This window comes from Streptomyces sp. YIM 98790, from assembly GCF_011421595.1.
Lineage (GTDB): Bacteria > Actinomycetota > Actinomycetes > Streptomycetales > Streptomycetaceae > Streptomyces.
In genome coordinates this window covers 23,534-37,122 of record NZ_WTLH01000035.1, presented here as the reverse complement: position 1 = coordinate 37,122, position 13,589 = coordinate 23,534, and the positions used below count along the sequence as shown (strand labels likewise).

Here is a 13,589-nt window from a genome sequence, read left to right as displayed (position 1 = left end):
CCGGGCGCCGCCGCCTCCGCTGCCCCGCGGGCTGGTTCGGAGGCGGCCGACGCACTGGCCGCCCGGGTGGTGGCCGAAACCGCCCGTGCCGGGGCCCGCCCCGTCAGCGGCGACCCGGACGGCCCGGACGGCCCGTCCGGCCGGGAGGAGGCGGGAGGCGAGGAGGAGCGCAGTTTTCCGCCGCAGCCGCTCCGTACCGGCCGGGAACTGCTGGTGGAGCACATCGCGGCGGCCGTCTGCCGGGCCACCGCCGAGGCCACCGGCGCCCGGGCCGGTCTGGACTGGCTGGACGGCCCGGTGCTGCTGACCGACGGCGAGCGCCGCCCCGATCTGGTGGAACCGGTGCAGGCGCTGGTGGACAGCGGCGATTCCGGCCCGCTGCTGGCCTGGCTGGCCGACGCCGGAGTGCGCCCCGAGGCACTGGTCCGCCTGGCCTGATCCGGCCATTCGGCAGCGAGCGGTGACGGTGCGCTTGCCGTATGTGATCTGCTGTTCCCGGCAGGCAGGGCCACCACGGAGGGACGAAGGGGAGCGGCGGTGGAGGACACCGAGCGGAACCGGCCACCTGTTCAGGGCCCGACGGGGCAGGAGGGGGCGGCCGTGGTCCCGGCCCGGCAGCCGGTTTCCGGCGGCCGGCCCGGCCCGCCCGCACCCTGCGCACCGCCGCCCCCGACCCGGGCCCATGACCAGGACGAGAGCCGGGCCCCGGCCCGGCGTCCGCCGGGGCCGCGCCCCGCCGACGACGTGCACTGCCAGATCAAGGGCTTCGCACCGGGCGGCTGCGTGGCGCCGGGCGGGACCCTCGACTTCCGGATCACCGTCAACCCGCCGCGCCCGTTCACCGTCTCCGTCCACCGGATCGGCCACTACGCGGGCGAGGGCAGCCGCCGGCTGGCGGACGGCCCGGTGCTGCGGGGCACCCGGCAGCCCGATCCGCTGGTGGTGGACCGCACCGTCTCCTGCCACCACTGGTGGCTCTCCTGGCGGCTGCCGGTGCCCGCCGACTGGCCGCCCGGCGCCTACACCGCGGTGCTCACCACCGCGGACGGCGCCCACCGCTCGTACATACCCTTCGCCGTGCGGGACCACCGGGAGGCCGACCTGCTGCTGGTGCTGCCGGACATCACCTGGCAGGCGTACAACCTCTTCCCCGACGACGGGCACACCGGGGCCAGCCTGCACCATGCCTTCGACGACCAGGGCCGGCTGCTGGACGAGGACGAGGCCGCGGTCACCGTCTGTTTCGACCGCCCCTATGCGGGCGACGGGCTGCCGTCGCACATCGGGCACTGCCACGACGTGATCCGCTGGGCCGAGCGCTACGGATACGAGCTCGGCTATGCCACCGCCCGCGATCTGCACGCCGGCCGGATCGACCCGGCCCGCCACCGGGCCCTGGTCTTCCCCGGCCCCGACCTGTACTGGTCGCCGGCCATGCGGCGGGCCGTGGAGGCGGCCCGGGACGCGGGCACCTCGCTGGTCTTCCTCTCCGCCCACACCATGTACTGGCGGGCGGAACTGGCCGCGCTGCCGACCGGGGACGCCGACCGGCTGCTCACCTGCCGCAAACGGCGCGGCCCCGGCCGCCCGGTGATGTGGCGGGAGCAGGGCGAGCCCGAGCAGCAGGTGCTGGGCGTGCAGTACGGCGGTCCGGTGCCCGAACCGCACCCGCTGGTGGTGCGCAACGCCGGGCACTGGCTGTGGGAGGCGACCGGCGCGGCCGAGGGGGACGAACTGCCCGGCCTGGTGGCCGGCGCGGCCGACCGCTACTTCCCGCGCGCCCCGCTTCCCGAGTACCGCAGCCGCATCCTGCTGGCCCACTCGCCGTACCGGGACGGGGCGGGGGCGCGGCGCCACCAGGAGACCTCGCTGTACCAGGCGGCCGGCGGAGCCTGGGTGTTCGCGGCCGGCACCTCCGGCTGGTGCCCGGCCCTGGACCGGGCCGGCCATGCCGACCCGCGCGTCCAGCGTGCCACCGCGAACCTCTTCGACCGCATCAGCAAACGGGACTAGCGCGCCGTGCCGGGGCCGTGCGGGCGCCCCGACCGGCGTGTCGGGCGGTGACTGTGGTCGAATGGAGGGTCATCGCAGCGCATGGTCCGCATGCCCGGTTTCTGCTGTTCCGTCCGTTCCATCCGTTCCGTCCTGCTCGCGAGGAGCCATCGTGCCCGGTTTTGTGGAGAAGCCCGAGCCTGTCGAGGTCCCCGGACTGGAGCATGTGCACACCGGCAAAGTGCGTGATCTCTACCGCACGGCGGACGGCGACCTGGTGATGGTGGCCAGCGACCGGGTCTCGGCCTACGACTGGGTGCTGCCCACCGCGATCCCGGACAAGGGCCGCATCCTCACCCGGCTCTCGCTGTGGTGGTTCGAGCAGCTCGCCGATCTGGTTCCCGCTCATGTGCTCTCCACCGACGTGCCGCCGGGCGCACCCGCCGACTGGGAGGGGCGGGTGATGGTCTGCCGGGCGCTGCGGATGATCCCGGTGGAGTGCGTGGCCCGCGGCTACCTCACCGGCTCGGGCCTGGCCGAGTACCGGCAGGACCGCACGGTGTGCGGGGTCACCCTGCCGGAGGGCCTGGTGGACGGCTCGGAGCTGCCCGCCGCGATCTTCACGCCCGCGACCAAGGCGGAGATCGGCGACCACGACGAGAACGTCACCTACGAGGAGGTGGCCCGCCGGGTCGGCACGGAGACCGCCGCGCTGCTGCGGCAGACCACCCTGGCCCTGTACACCCGGGCCCGGGACATCGCCCGCGACCGCGGGCTGATCCTGGCCGACACCAAGTTCGAGTTCGGCCTGGAGACGGGCGGCCCGCAGGACGCCGGGGAGGGCGAGGGCGGGGAACCCCGGCTGGTGCTGGCCGACGAGGTGCTGACCCCGGACTCGTCCCGGTTCTGGCGGCTGGAGGAATGGCAGCCGGGCAAGGCCCAGAAGCCGTACGACAAGCAGTACATCCGCGACTGGCTGGCCTCCCCGGCCTCCGGCTGGGACCGGCACGGCAACCAGCCCCCGCCGCCGCTGCCGGAGGCCGTGGTGGCCCAGACCCGGGACCGGTACACCGAGGCCTACCGGCTCCTCACCGGCCTGCCCTGGGACTGAGAGGACCGAGCGGGACCGAGGGGGACCGAGGGACCGGGCGGCCCCGGGCACCGTGCGCCGCCCGCCTCCTTCCTCCTTCCTCCTTCCCCCTTCTCCCTGCCCCCTGCCCCTCGGCCCCTGCGGACCGCCCGCTGCCGTTCAGGCGCAGCAGGTGGAGTCGCAGCAGTCCCTTCCGCCGTCGCCGCCGTCGGCCTCGGCCGCGGCCGGCCGGGCCGCCGTGACCTCTGCGGGACGTGCGGTCTCCGCGGCGTGTGCGGGCGCGGGGCCCGCGGCGCCCGTGCCCTGCGCGGCGGGCTTGGCGGCGCGGACGATGACGGAGTGCATGCCCTCGGCCACCTGGTGGGTGGGGGTGAGCGAGATGCCGGTGAACCCGGCGGCGGCCAGCCCGCTGCGGTACTCCTCGAAGGCCAGCGCCCCGGCGACGCAGCCGACGCAGGAGCCGCGCTCGGCCCGCTGCTGCGGGCTCAGGCCGTCGTCGGCGACGATGTCGGAGATCCCGATCCGTCCGCCCGGGGCGAGCACCCGGAAAGACCGGGGACGGTGTCGGACCCTGCCACTACGGTGCCCTCATGACCGAGGAACAGCTCTTCAGCGCCATCGGCCGCACCGTCGTGCTGGTCGACGACCCCGAACCGGCCCTCGCCTTCTACCGGGACGTCCTGGGATTCCGCGTGCTGCACGACCGCACCGCCGGCGGCTACCGCTATCTGCACATCGGCCTGCCCGGCCAGCACCCGGTGGGCCTGTGGCTGATGCCGGCCACCGGCGAGGCCGAACGCGCCCTGATCGGCCGTCAGTGCGGCGACCAGCCCCTGCTCGTGCTCTACACCGACGACCTGGACGCGGTCGCCCGCCGCCTCAAGGCGCACGAGGTCCCGGTGTGGAACGAGCGCCAGGACCCGGACAGCCGCTCCCTGCACTTCGCCGACCCGCTGGGCAACACCCTGATCGCCGCCGGCCTCACCGGCTGACACCGCGCGGCCGCCGACCGGGCCCGCTCACCGGCCGGGGGCCCCGCTCACCGGCCGGGGACGGGGGCGCCGCGGTAGTCGCCGAAGCTCCAGTAGTTGCCCTCGGTGTCCCGGGCGATGAACTCCCGGCTGCCGTAGTCGGTGTTCCGGGGCCCGGCCTCGATGTGCGCACCCGCGGCCCGCGCCCGCTCGCAGACCTCGTCCACCCGGTCGGTGACCACATAGGCGCCGAAGGTGCCCGGCTTCAGCGGCCACTCGTCCTCCAGCCCGGCCTCCCGGGCCGAGCCGAGCATCACGCCGCCGCCCTCCGGCCAGGCGAGCTGGGCGTGCGCCACATGATCCCCCTCCTCGAAGACCACCACTTCGCGGAAGCCGAAGGCCTCCACCAGGAACTGGATCAGGCGCTGGGCGTCATGGGCCCGCAGCGAGGGCCACACCTGCGGAGGCGGCGGCGTATCGGCCATGACGGACGCTTCCCTTTCCCTCGGCATCACGGACGGCCATCAGTCTGCTACGCCACCGGCGGCCACCCCCGCCGCCGCGCCGCGCGGCACGGCGCACGGACGAACCGACGGGCGAGGGAGAGGAGAGGGAGGAGGTGAGGGAAGTGAGGGAAGCGAGGGAGGGGAATGGCGAAGAGGCCCGGTCGGCGGAAACCGACCGGGCCTCTTCGGAAGCNGGTCGGCGGAAACCGACCGGGCCTCTTCGGAAGCGAGCGGACGACCGGGCTCGAACCGGCGACCTCAACCTTGGCAAGGTTGCGCTCTACCAACTGAGCTACGTCCGCAGGAGTGATCCGCGCGGCCCGCCGAGTGGCGTCCCGCGTGAAGCTCCTCCATCATAGCCAACCTTTCTCCCGGGCGATGCGCACCGCCGCATGACGGTTCTCCGCGTGCAGCTTGGCCGCCGCCGCCGACAGGTAGTTCCGCACCGTCCCGGGCGCCAGACGCGCCCGCTCGGCGATCTCCGCGATCGGCGCCCCGTCCGCCGCCAGCTCCAGCAGCTCCGCCTCCCGGTCGGTCAGCGGCGAGTCCCCCACGCTGATCGCGTCGGCCGCCAACTCCGGGTCCACATAGCGGTTTCCGGCATGCACGGTGCGGATGATCTCGGCCAGCCGCTGCGCCGAGACGGTCTTGGGGACAAAGCCGCGCACCCCCGCCGCCAGCGCCCGCTTCAGATCCCCCGGCCGCCCGTGCCCGGTCACGATCAGCACCTGGCAGTCCGGCTGCTCGGCCCGCAGCCGTGTGGCCACCGTCACACCGTCCGCGCCCGGCATCTGCAGGTCCAGCACTGCCACCTGCGGACGGTGCGCCCGCGCCATGGCCAGCGCCTCGGTGCCGGTGGCCGCCTCCGCGACCACCACCAGGTCGTCCTCCAGGCCGAGCAGCGCGGCCAGCGCGCCCCGGATCAGATGCTCGTCATCGGCCAGCAGAATGCGCACCGGCTCCTCCGCGGCCCCGCCGCCGCCGTCGTTCGTCCCCGCCGTCGTCATGAACCCGCTCCGGCCGGTACCTCGGCGGTGAGCCGGAACCGGCCGTCCCCGGTGCGGTCCGTGGACAGCGCGCCGCCCAGCGCGGTCAGCCGCTCGCGCAGGCCGGGCAGCCCGGACCCCGCGGCGGGCCGTCCCTCGCCCGGGGTGCCGTGCGCCCCGTCGTTCTCCAGGGTCAGCCGCACCCGGCCGTCCGCGCTGCCCAGCACGATGGCGCAGTTGGTGGCCTCCGAGTGCCGCAGCACATTGGTGGCGCCCTCCCGGACCACCCAGCCCAGCGTGGCGCGCACCGCCACCGACAGCTCCGTCAGGTCCTGCCGGTGCTCCACCCGGCAGCGGATGCCCGCCGCCTCCAGCACGCCGCGGGCGCCCGCGAGCTCGTTGGCCAGATCCGCCTCGCGGTAGCCGCGCACCACCGCGTGCAGGTCCTGCTGCGACTCCCGGGCGATCCGCTGCACCTCCACCATCTGGTCCACGGCCGCCTCCGATCCGCGCCGCATCAGCTGCGCGGCCAGCTCGCTCTTGAGCGCGATCACCGACAGATTACGGCCGAGCACGTCGTGCAGGTCGCGGGCGAAGCGCAGCCGTTCCTCGGCCACCGCCAGCCGGGCCCGGCTCTCCCGCCCGGCGTGCAGCTCCTCCAGCACCCGCAGCCCCCAGGCGGTGGGGCGGAAGGTGGCGGAGAAGGCGAGATTGCCCAGGGCGCAGCCGATCAGGATGCCCAGCAGCCCGCCCCGGTCCACGCCGGCCGCGGCCCCGGCCAGCAGCGCGGCCCCGGTGATCGCCACGAGCAGCAGCGCCCCCCGCCGCATCGGCAGCACCAGGGTCACCGAGGCGGAGAACATGGCGAACCAGGCGAACACCGGGGCCACTTCCCCCGCCTCCACGACGCCGGCCGCGGCCAGCACCGCGGGCACCGTGAGCGCGCCCAGCGTGACCGCCAGGAACCCGCTCAGCGGCCGCCGGGGGAACGGCTCCTGCCCCAGGTAGTGCCGCAGGCCGGTGCGGATCAGCCGCAGATTGGCCCCGGCGTGCAGCACCGACAGGGCCGCCAGCAGCACCGCCGCCCACACCGGCAGCTTGCTGTCCGTCCGGCCGACCGCCCACAGGCAGATCATGACCAGCTCCATCGGGGCCACCAGATACAGCCCCCAGCGGCTGTACTGGTGGAACTTCGTGTACCCGCTGCCCCTGCGGAACCTCTCCACCGGGCCGAGCACCCGGCTCGCCGCCGTCCGCCCGGCGGCCACCACGGCCTCCGGCCGCCGCCGCCCGGCGGCGGCCGGCACGGCCTCCTCGTTCACTCGCACATCCGCTCGCCTGCTCCATTCCTCTGCGCCGCCGTGCCCGCGGCCCGGGGCCGGACCGGGGGCCGGGCTCCGGGCACGCCTGGGCTCCGGGCACGCCCGGGCCCCGGGCTCACCCGCCGGGGACGGCGGGCCGCCCGGGGCCGCGGGCACCGCTCACTGCCGGGGCTCCCAGCGGAACCACCGGCGTACAGCAAACACCGCCAGCGCCGTCCAGACCAGGGCCAGGCCCAGCGCCCGCAGCAGTTCGGTCCCGTCCAGGCCGCCGGACCAGCCGCCCCGGACGAGCTCCAGGGACGGGGTCAGCGGCATCAGCCGCATCACGTTCGCCAGGGCGTCCGGCATCAGCTCCAGCGGCAGATAGCTCGGCACCACCGACACCATGAACATCGGGATCGCGGTGATCTGCGCGCTTTCCGCGTTGCGGGTGAAGGCGGCGGTCGCCGCCGCTGCCACGGCCATCAGAGCGCAGCCCAGCAGCACGCCCAGCGCCAGGGGCAGCGGCTGCTCGGGCACCGAGTCCGCCATCAGCACGGCCGTCACCGTGACCAGCAGGGCGCACTGCACCAGGGCCAGCAGCACGCTGGGCAGCGCCACCCCCGCCAGGATCTCCGCGTCGTAGAGCTCGCCGGTGCGCAGCCGCTTGAGCACCCGCTCCTCGCGCCGGGCCGCGTAGGCGGCGGTGAGATTGCCGTACACCACCAGCAGCAGCACCATGACCAGCCCGCCGCTGGCCACCGTCACCCCCACCGACAGGCCGCCCTCGGCGAGGTCCTCCTCGATGTCCTGGGAGACCGAGTAGCCGGCGGCCACCATCAGCAGCGGCATCAGCAGGGCGGTGACCAGCGCGGTGCGATTGCGCACCAGCAGTGTCAGCTCGGCCCGGCCCAGGGCGCGCATCCGTGCCCCGGCCCCCTTCTGCATCGGCACCCCGAGCAGCACCGAGGTCGTGCTGTACTCGCTCATCCCGCCCTCACCTGTTCCGTCGGTCCCGTCGGTCCGGTCTGTTCCGCCCGGCCGGCCGTGCCGCCCCCGGTGGCCCCGGTGGCCCCGGTGGCCCCGGTGCCGTCCGGGTCCGTTCCGGGCGGCCCGGCCTCGCCGCCGGCCACCTGGAGGAAGGTCTCCTCCAGGGAGGCGGAGCGCGCGTCCAGACCGGTCAGCCGCACTCCGGCGTCCCGGGCCCACACCAGCAGCCGGGTCAGATCGCCCTGGAGGTCCTGGGTGCGGATCTCCACCCCGGCTCCCTCCTCGGCCGCCCGCAGCCGCAGCGGCAGTTCGGCCGCGCTCACCCCCTCCGGCAGCCGGAACCGGATGCGCGAGGGTTCCGCCGCCGTCACCTCGGCGGGGGTGCCGGTGAGTACGATCCGGCCCTGTCGCATGATCGCCAGCCGGTCGGCCAGCGTCTCGGCCTCTTCCAGATAGTGCGTGGTCAGCAGCACCGTGGTGCCCTCCTCCCGCAGCCCGGCCACCAGCTCCCAGGTGTGCCGCCGCGCCTCCGGGTCCAGCCCGGTGGTCGGCTCGTCCAGGAACAGCACCTCGGGACGGCCCAGCAGCGCCATGGCCAGGTCCAGGCGCCGGCGCTCGCCGCCGGAGAGCTGCTTGACCCGTACCGAGGACCGATGGCCCAGCGCCACCAGATCGAGCGCCTCGGCGGCCGGCCGGGCGCCGGTGGTGCAGCCCGCCCACATCCGGGCCGTCTCCCGCACCGTGAGGTCGGAGGGGAAGCCGCCCTCCTGGAGCATGATCCCGATCCTGGGCCGCACCCTGCCGCGCTGCCGGTACGGGTCCATGCCCAGCACCCGCACCTGCCCGGCGGTGGGCCTGGCCAGGCCCTCCAGCACCTCCACCGTGGAGGTCTTGCCGGCGCCGTTGGTGCCCAGCAGGGCGTAGATCTCGCCGCGCCCCACCGTGAAGTCCATCCCCCGGACGGCCTCGAAGCCGTCCGGTCCCGGCCCCCCGTACCGACGGCGGAGCCCGGTCACCTCGATCACCTGCTCGCTCATGGCCTCATCCTTCCGGGCCCGGTGAACGGCCGGTAGTGCCCGGTGTCACCGGCCGCGGTGACGGCCGTCATCCGGCCCGGATGACAAATGTCAGCTCCGCGGACGGGCGGGGCCGGGCCTGGCGGTGCCGAGGTGAAGGAAGAAGGGGCCCGGTCCTTGCGGACCGGGCCCCTTTCCGGAGCGGACGACCGGGCTCGAACCGGCGACCTCAACCTTGGCAAGGTTGCGCTCTACCAACTGAGCTACGTCCGCATGTCCTCACCGGTACGGACCGGCACCAGCGGTGCGGGATTGTCCGGTGCGACGGCCATCGCGGAAGCGATGACATGGAGCGGGTGACAGGAATTGCACACTGCGCCTCCCCTTTGGAAAAGGGGCGCTCTGCTACTGAGCTACACCCGCATGCCTCCCGGGACATCCCGGCCTTCCGTCCGGTGCGCCCCGCGGCGCGCTCCAGACTCTAGCCGATCACCCGGGGGGAGTGGCAAGTCGCGGAGCCGGGGCGGCCCGGCACCGGTCCCCGAGCCGGTGCCGTCGTCCCCGGCGGTCGTCCCCGCGCCCGCCCCGGTGGCCCCCGACGGCCGCAGGCGGCCGTCAACGGCCGCCTCAGTGCGCCTCGTTGAACGCCTCGTAGACCTTGCGCGGGATCCGGCCGCGGGCCGGCACATCCATGCCGTTGGCCTCGGCCCAGGCCCGCACGGCCTTGGGGTCGGGGGCGACCGCGGTGCGGCGGAAAGCCTTGCCGGTCTTGGTCTGGCGGCGGGCCGCCTGGAGGTAGGGCTCGAAGATGGACCGGAGCTGCTGTGCGTTCTTCTCGCTCAGGTCAATCTCGTACGACTTTCCGTCGAGCCCGAAGGTGACCGTTTCCGACGCCTCCCCGTCATCGAGGTCGTCCCAGAGCGTGACCACTACCTTCTGAGCCACGGATATCGGTCCTTTCGATGACCGCCCGGCGCCCGGCGGAACATCGCCGGGTGACGCACGACGCGGTCCACTGGTTGGGGATCAGGTCATTATTCTTTCTACCCTCCCCGGCATTGTGCGGGGAAGCGTGCCGGCCACGGGAAAACCCGCCGTGTGCCGTCCGAGTGTCTTCCCGCGCCTCCGCAGTCGGGAACACTACGCGCTTTTCCGATTCGGCGCAGTGCTTTCCGGCTCCGATACCGGAACGTGACCGCATGGCTATCTACTCGCGTAGATTTTTCCGCCCGGTAGTCTTGCGGTGCAGCGTCACCCAACACCACCGGGAGTACCAGTGGCTCGCGTCGTAGTCGACGTCATGCTCAAGCCGGAGATCCTCGACCCCCAGGGCCAGGCGGTGCAGCGGGCACTTCCGCGCCTCGGTTACCAGGGCATCAGCGACGTCCGGCAGGGCAAGCGGTTCGAACTGGAAGTGGAGGGCCCGGTCGACGGCACCGTGCTCGCCCGCATCCGCGAGATGGCGGAAACCTTCCTCGCCAATACCGTGATCGAGAACTTCACCGTCCGCGTCGAGGACGCCGCGGAAGCCACCGCCGAAGCCGCTTCGGAGCCGAAGGCCGAGGGAGTCGCCCCGTGACCACCCGTATCGGCGTCGTCACATTTCCCGGTTCTCTCGACGACCGGGACGCACAACGGGCGGTGCGCCTTGCCGGGGGCGAAGCCGTACCGCTCTGGCACCGTGACACAAATCTCCATCAGGTGGACGCCGTGATCCTTCCCGGCGGTTTCTCCTACGGCGACTATCTGCGCTGCGGCGCCATCGCCCGTTTCTCTCCGGTGATGGAGACGGTCATCGAGCAGGCCAAGGCCGGAATGCCGGTGCTCGGCATCTGCAACGGCTTCCAGGTGCTCTGCGAATCGCACCTGCTGCCGGGCGCGCTCACCCGCAACGACCATCTGCACTTCATCTGCCGGGACCAGAAACTGCGGGTGGAGAACGCCGCCACCGCCTGGACCTCCGACTACACCGAGGGCCAGGAGATCACCGTCCCGCTGAAGAACGGCGAGGGCGGCTATGTGGCCGACGAGCGCACCCTGGACGAGCTGGAGGCCGAGGGCCGGGTCGTCTTCCGCTACCTGGACCTCAACCCCAACGGCTCACGCCGGGACATCGCCGGCGTCACCAACGCCGCCGGGAACGTCGTCGGCCTGATGCCGCACCCCGAGCACGCCGTCGAGGCCCTGACCGGCCCCACCACGGACGGCCTCGGATTCTTCACCTCGGTTCTCAAGAAGCTGGTCACCGCATGAGCCCCCGCACCCCCCTCGACACCGTCAAGCACGCCGCCGCCACGCCCGACGCCCGGCAGCCGTTCCGCGAGCTGGGCATGACCGAGGACGAGTACCTGCGGGTCCGGGACATCCTGGGCCGCCGCCCCACCGGCTCCGAGCTGGCCATGTACTCGGTGATGTGGTCCGAGCACTGCTCCTACAAGTCGAGCAAGGTCCACCTGAAGCAGTTCAGCGAGAAGGCCCCGGCCTCCGACGCCCTGCTGGTCGGCATCGGCGAGCAGGCCGGCGTGGTCGACGTCGGCCAGGGCTATGCCGTCACCTTCAAGGTGGAGTCGCACAACCACCCCTCGTACGTGGAGCCCTACCAGGGCGCGGCCACCGGCATCGGCGGCATCGTCCGCGACATCATCGCCATGGGCGCCCGCCCGGTGGCGGTGATGGACCCGCTGCGCTTCGGCGCCGCCGACCACCCGGACACCGCGCGGGTGGTGCACGGCGTGGTCGCCGGCATCGGCGGCTACGGCAACTGCCTGGGCCTGCCCAACATCGGCGGCGAGGTCGTCTTCGACCCCTGCTACCAGGGCAACCCGCTGGTCAACGCGCTCTGCGTGGGCGTGATGCGGCACGAGGACATCCATCTGGCCAAGGCGTCCGGCACCGGCAACAAGGTCATCCTCTACGGCGCCCGGACGGGTGGCGACGGCATCGGCGGCGCCTCCATCCTCGCCTCCGAGACCTTCGACGCCGACAAGCCCAGCAAGCGCCCCGCCGTCCAGGTCGGCGACCCCTTCCAGGAGAAGCTGCTCATCGAGTGCACGCTGGAGGCCTTCGCCGAGAAGCTGGTCGTCGGCATCCAGGACCTCGGCGCGGCCGGCCTGTCCTGCGCCACCAGCGAACTCGCCTCCAACGGCACCGGCGGCATGCGGGTGGACCTGTCCACCGTGCCGCTGCGCGACCACACCCTCTCGCCCGAGGAAATCCTCATGAGCGAGTCCCAGGAGCGCATGTGCGCCGTGGTGGCCCCGGAGAACGTCGACCGCTTCCTGGCCATCTGCGAGAAGTGGGACGTCACCGCCACCGTCATCGGCGAGGTGACCGACGGCGAGCGGCTGGAGATCTACTGGCACGGCGAGCTGATCGTGGACGTCCCGCCGCGCACCGTCGCCCACGACGGCCCGGTCTACCACCGGCCCATGGCCCGGCCCGGCTGGCTGGACGCCCTCCAGGCCGACACCCCGGACGCCCTGCCCCGCCCGGCGAACGGCGACGAACTGCGCGAGCAGGTCCTCTCTCTCGTCTCCTCACCCAACCAGGCCGACAAGTCCTGGATCACCAGCCAGTACGACAGGTACGTGCTCGGCAATACGGTGCTGGCCCAGCCGGAGGACTCCGGCATGCTCCGCATCGACGAGGAGACCGGCCTCGGCGTCGCCCTGGCCACGGACGGCAACGGCCGCTACGCCAAGCTCGACCCGTACGCCGGCGCCCAGCTCGCCCTGGCCGAGGCGTACCGCAACGTCGCCGCCACCGGGGCCCGCCCGCTGGCGGTGACCGACTGCCTCAACTTCCCCTCGCCGGAGGACCCGGCCGGCATGTGGCAGTTCGCCGAGGCGTGCCGCGGACTGGCCGACGCCTGCCAGGCGCTGGGCACCCCGGTCACCGGCGGCAATGTCTCGCTCTACAACCAGACCGGCGATACCGGCATCCACCCGACCCCGGTGGTCGGTGTCCTCGGCGTCATCGACGACGTGGCCCGCCGCACCCCGATGGCCTTCTCCGGGGAGGGCCAGATGATCTACCTCCTCGGCGACACCCGCGAGGAGTTCGGCGGTTCCGCCTGGACCGACGTCGTCCACGGCCATCTCGGCGGCCTGCCGCCCGCGGTCGACCTCGACCGGGAACGCCTGCTCGCCGAGATCCTGGTCAACGCCTCGCGGGACGGCATGATCGACGCCGCCCACGACCTCTCGGACGGCGGCCTGATCCAGGCCCTGGTGGAGTCCTGCCTCAAGGGCGGCCGGGGCGCGCGCCTCGTCGTTCCCGACGGGCTGTCCGCCTTCACGTTCCTCTTCTCGGAATCGGCCGGCCGCGCCATCGTGGCCGTCCCCCGGAGCGAGGAGGTCCGCTTCACCGGCATGTGCGACGCCCGCGGCATGCCCGCCACCCGCATCGGCGTCATCGACGGTGACACCATCGATGTCCAGGGCGCGTTCTCCCTCCCGCTGGCCGAGCTCCGCGAGGCCCACACCCGCACCCTTCCCGCCCTCTTCGGCCACACCCGGCACGCCTGACACCACAGGCGCCGCCCGTCACCCTCCGCCATCCGCCGACGGCCGCCGCGCCCCGCCCCGGGGCGCGGCGGCCGTCGCGGTCACCCAGGCCGCCGGTCCGCGCGCTCGCGCGCGGCCGGCTTCCCGGTCACATTCCCTCACCTGCCCGGCCCGCGGACGGCGAACGGTCACGGTCACGGTCACGGTCACGGCCACGGCCACAGCCACAGCC

At 73.6% G+C, this 13,589-nt stretch carries 12 protein-coding genes, 3 tRNA genes and 2 pseudogenes; 7 read left to right on the top strand and 10 right to left on the bottom strand.

Features of this window, described 5'->3' with window-relative positions:
* The 3 genes and pseudogenes from GQS09_RS09115 to GQS09_RS09105 form a co-directional block, all read left to right on the top strand.
* Nucleotides 1-438, top strand: a pseudogene (locus GQS09_RS09115) (hypothetical protein); the annotation flags it as partial.
* 99 nt (nt 439-537) lie between these two features.
* Complete coding sequence (locus tag GQS09_RS09110; protein WP_313896062.1) at nt 538-2,013, top strand: N,N-dimethylformamidase beta subunit family domain-containing protein; 1,476 nt, start codon at nt 538-540, stop codon at nt 2,011-2,013.
* A 151-nt stretch (nt 2,014-2,164) separates the two neighbouring features.
* Entirely contained in the window at nt 2,165-3,103 is a 939-nt protein-coding gene (locus tag GQS09_RS09105; protein WP_165985489.1) for a phosphoribosylaminoimidazolesuccinocarboxamide synthase, read from the top strand.
* A gap of 138 nt (nt 3,104-3,241) precedes the next feature.
* Here GQS09_RS09105 and GQS09_RS29270 read toward each other — a convergent pair.
* Nucleotides 3,242-3,634, bottom strand: a pseudogene (locus tag GQS09_RS29270) (arsenite S-adenosylmethyltransferase); the annotation flags it as partial.
* A gap of 38 nt (nt 3,635-3,672) precedes the next feature.
* Between GQS09_RS29270 and GQS09_RS09095 the strand changes: the two are divergent.
* Nucleotides 3,673-4,074 carry a VOC family protein gene (locus GQS09_RS09095; protein ID WP_165985488.1) on the top strand — a complete coding sequence of 134 codons (402 nt, stop codon included), beginning with the start codon at nt 3,673-3,675 and terminating at the stop codon, nt 4,072-4,074.
* A 47-nt stretch (nt 4,075-4,121) separates the two neighbouring features.
* Here the strand turns inward: GQS09_RS09095 and GQS09_RS09090 are convergent, their stop codons facing one another.
* The 9 genes from GQS09_RS09090 to GQS09_RS09050 all read right to left on the bottom strand — a co-directional run bounded on the left by GQS09_RS09090 (nt 4,122) and on the right by GQS09_RS09050 (nt 9,797).
* Nucleotides 4,122-4,538, bottom strand: a complete 417-nt coding sequence (locus GQS09_RS09090) for a VOC family protein (protein ID WP_165985487.1) — start codon at nt 4,536-4,538, stop codon at nt 4,122-4,124.
* Between the two features lie 250 nt (nt 4,539-4,788).
* A tRNA-Gly gene (locus GQS09_RS09085) sits at nt 4,789-4,861 on the bottom strand.
* Nucleotides 4,862-4,912: 51 nt separating this feature from the next.
* The gene (locus tag GQS09_RS09080; RefSeq protein WP_165985486.1) at nt 4,913-5,566 is read right to left on the bottom strand and encodes a response regulator transcription factor; all 654 of its coding nucleotides are present in this window, start codon (nt 5,564-5,566) and stop codon (nt 4,913-4,915) included.
* Complete coding sequence (locus tag GQS09_RS30630) at nt 5,563-6,867, bottom strand: sensor histidine kinase (protein WP_165985485.1); 1,305 nt, start codon at nt 6,865-6,867, stop codon at nt 5,563-5,565. Before GQS09_RS30630 ends, GQS09_RS09080 begins: the two co-directional genes overlap by 4 nt.
* 159 nt (nt 6,868-7,026) lie before the next feature.
* Nucleotides 7,027-7,836, bottom strand: coding sequence for an ABC transporter permease (locus tag GQS09_RS09070; protein WP_165985484.1), 810 nt, complete (start codon nt 7,834-7,836; stop codon nt 7,027-7,029).
* Nucleotides 7,833-8,873, bottom strand: a complete 1,041-nt coding sequence (locus GQS09_RS09065) for an ABC transporter ATP-binding protein (protein WP_165985483.1) — start codon at nt 8,871-8,873, stop codon at nt 7,833-7,835. The genes GQS09_RS09070 and GQS09_RS09065 overlap by 4 nt, the downstream gene beginning before the upstream one ends.
* Before the next feature lie 179 nt (nt 8,874-9,052).
* Nucleotides 9,053-9,125: transfer RNA gene (locus tag GQS09_RS09060), tRNA-Gly, on the bottom strand.
* A gap of 75 nt (nt 9,126-9,200) precedes the next feature.
* Nucleotides 9,201-9,275, bottom strand: a tRNA-Gly gene (locus GQS09_RS09055).
* Between the two features lie 204 nt (nt 9,276-9,479).
* The gene (locus tag GQS09_RS09050) at nt 9,480-9,797 is read right to left on the bottom strand and encodes an Lsr2 family protein (RefSeq protein WP_165985482.1); all 318 of its coding nucleotides are present in this window, start codon (nt 9,795-9,797) and stop codon (nt 9,480-9,482) included.
* 331 nt (nt 9,798-10,128) lie between these two features.
* Between GQS09_RS09050 and purS the strand changes: the two genes are divergently transcribed.
* The 3 genes from purS to purL are packed head-to-tail and all read left to right on the top strand — an operon-like array spanning nt 10,129 to nt 13,378.
* Nucleotides 10,129-10,431 carry a phosphoribosylformylglycinamidine synthase subunit PurS gene (gene purS / locus GQS09_RS09045; protein WP_165985481.1) on the top strand — a complete coding sequence of 101 codons (303 nt, stop codon included), beginning with the start codon at nt 10,129-10,131 and terminating at the stop codon, nt 10,429-10,431.
* Nucleotides 10,428-11,105 (top strand): phosphoribosylformylglycinamidine synthase subunit PurQ, encoded by a 678-nt coding sequence (gene purQ, locus GQS09_RS09040; RefSeq protein ID WP_165985480.1) that lies wholly within the window; start codon nt 10,428-10,430, stop codon nt 11,103-11,105. The genes purS and purQ overlap by 4 nt, the downstream gene beginning before the upstream one ends.
* On the top strand, nt 11,102-13,378 hold the full coding sequence (gene purL, locus GQS09_RS09035; RefSeq protein ID WP_165985479.1) for a phosphoribosylformylglycinamidine synthase subunit PurL: 2,277 nt from the start codon (nt 11,102-11,104) through the stop codon (nt 13,376-13,378). Before purQ ends, purL begins: the two co-directional genes overlap by 4 nt.
* The last annotated feature ends 211 nt before the right edge of the window (nt 13,379-13,589 follow it).

Excerpts from the sequence above, each read along its gene's own strand:
- GQS09_RS09080 (WP_165985486.1), bottom strand. The coding sequence starts at position 5,566 with ATGACGACGGCGGGGACGAACGACGGCGGCGGCGGGGCCGCGGAGGAG.
- GQS09_RS09090 (WP_165985487.1), bottom strand. The coding sequence starts at position 4,538 with ATGGCCGATACGCCGCCGCCTCCGCAGGTGTGGCCCTCGCTGCGGGCC.
- GQS09_RS09065 (WP_165985483.1), bottom strand. The coding sequence starts at position 8,873 with ATGAGCGAGCAGGTGATCGAGGTGACCGGGCTCCGCCGTCGGTACGGG.
- GQS09_RS09095 (WP_165985488.1), top strand. The coding sequence starts at position 3,673 with ATGACCGAGGAACAGCTCTTCAGCGCCATCGGCCGCACCGTCGTGCTG.
- purL (WP_165985479.1), top strand. The coding sequence starts at position 11,102 with ATGAGCCCCCGCACCCCCCTCGACACCGTCAAGCACGCCGCCGCCACG.
- GQS09_RS09070 (WP_165985484.1), bottom strand. The coding sequence starts at position 7,836 with ATGAGCGAGTACAGCACGACCTCGGTGCTGCTCGGGGTGCCGATGCAG.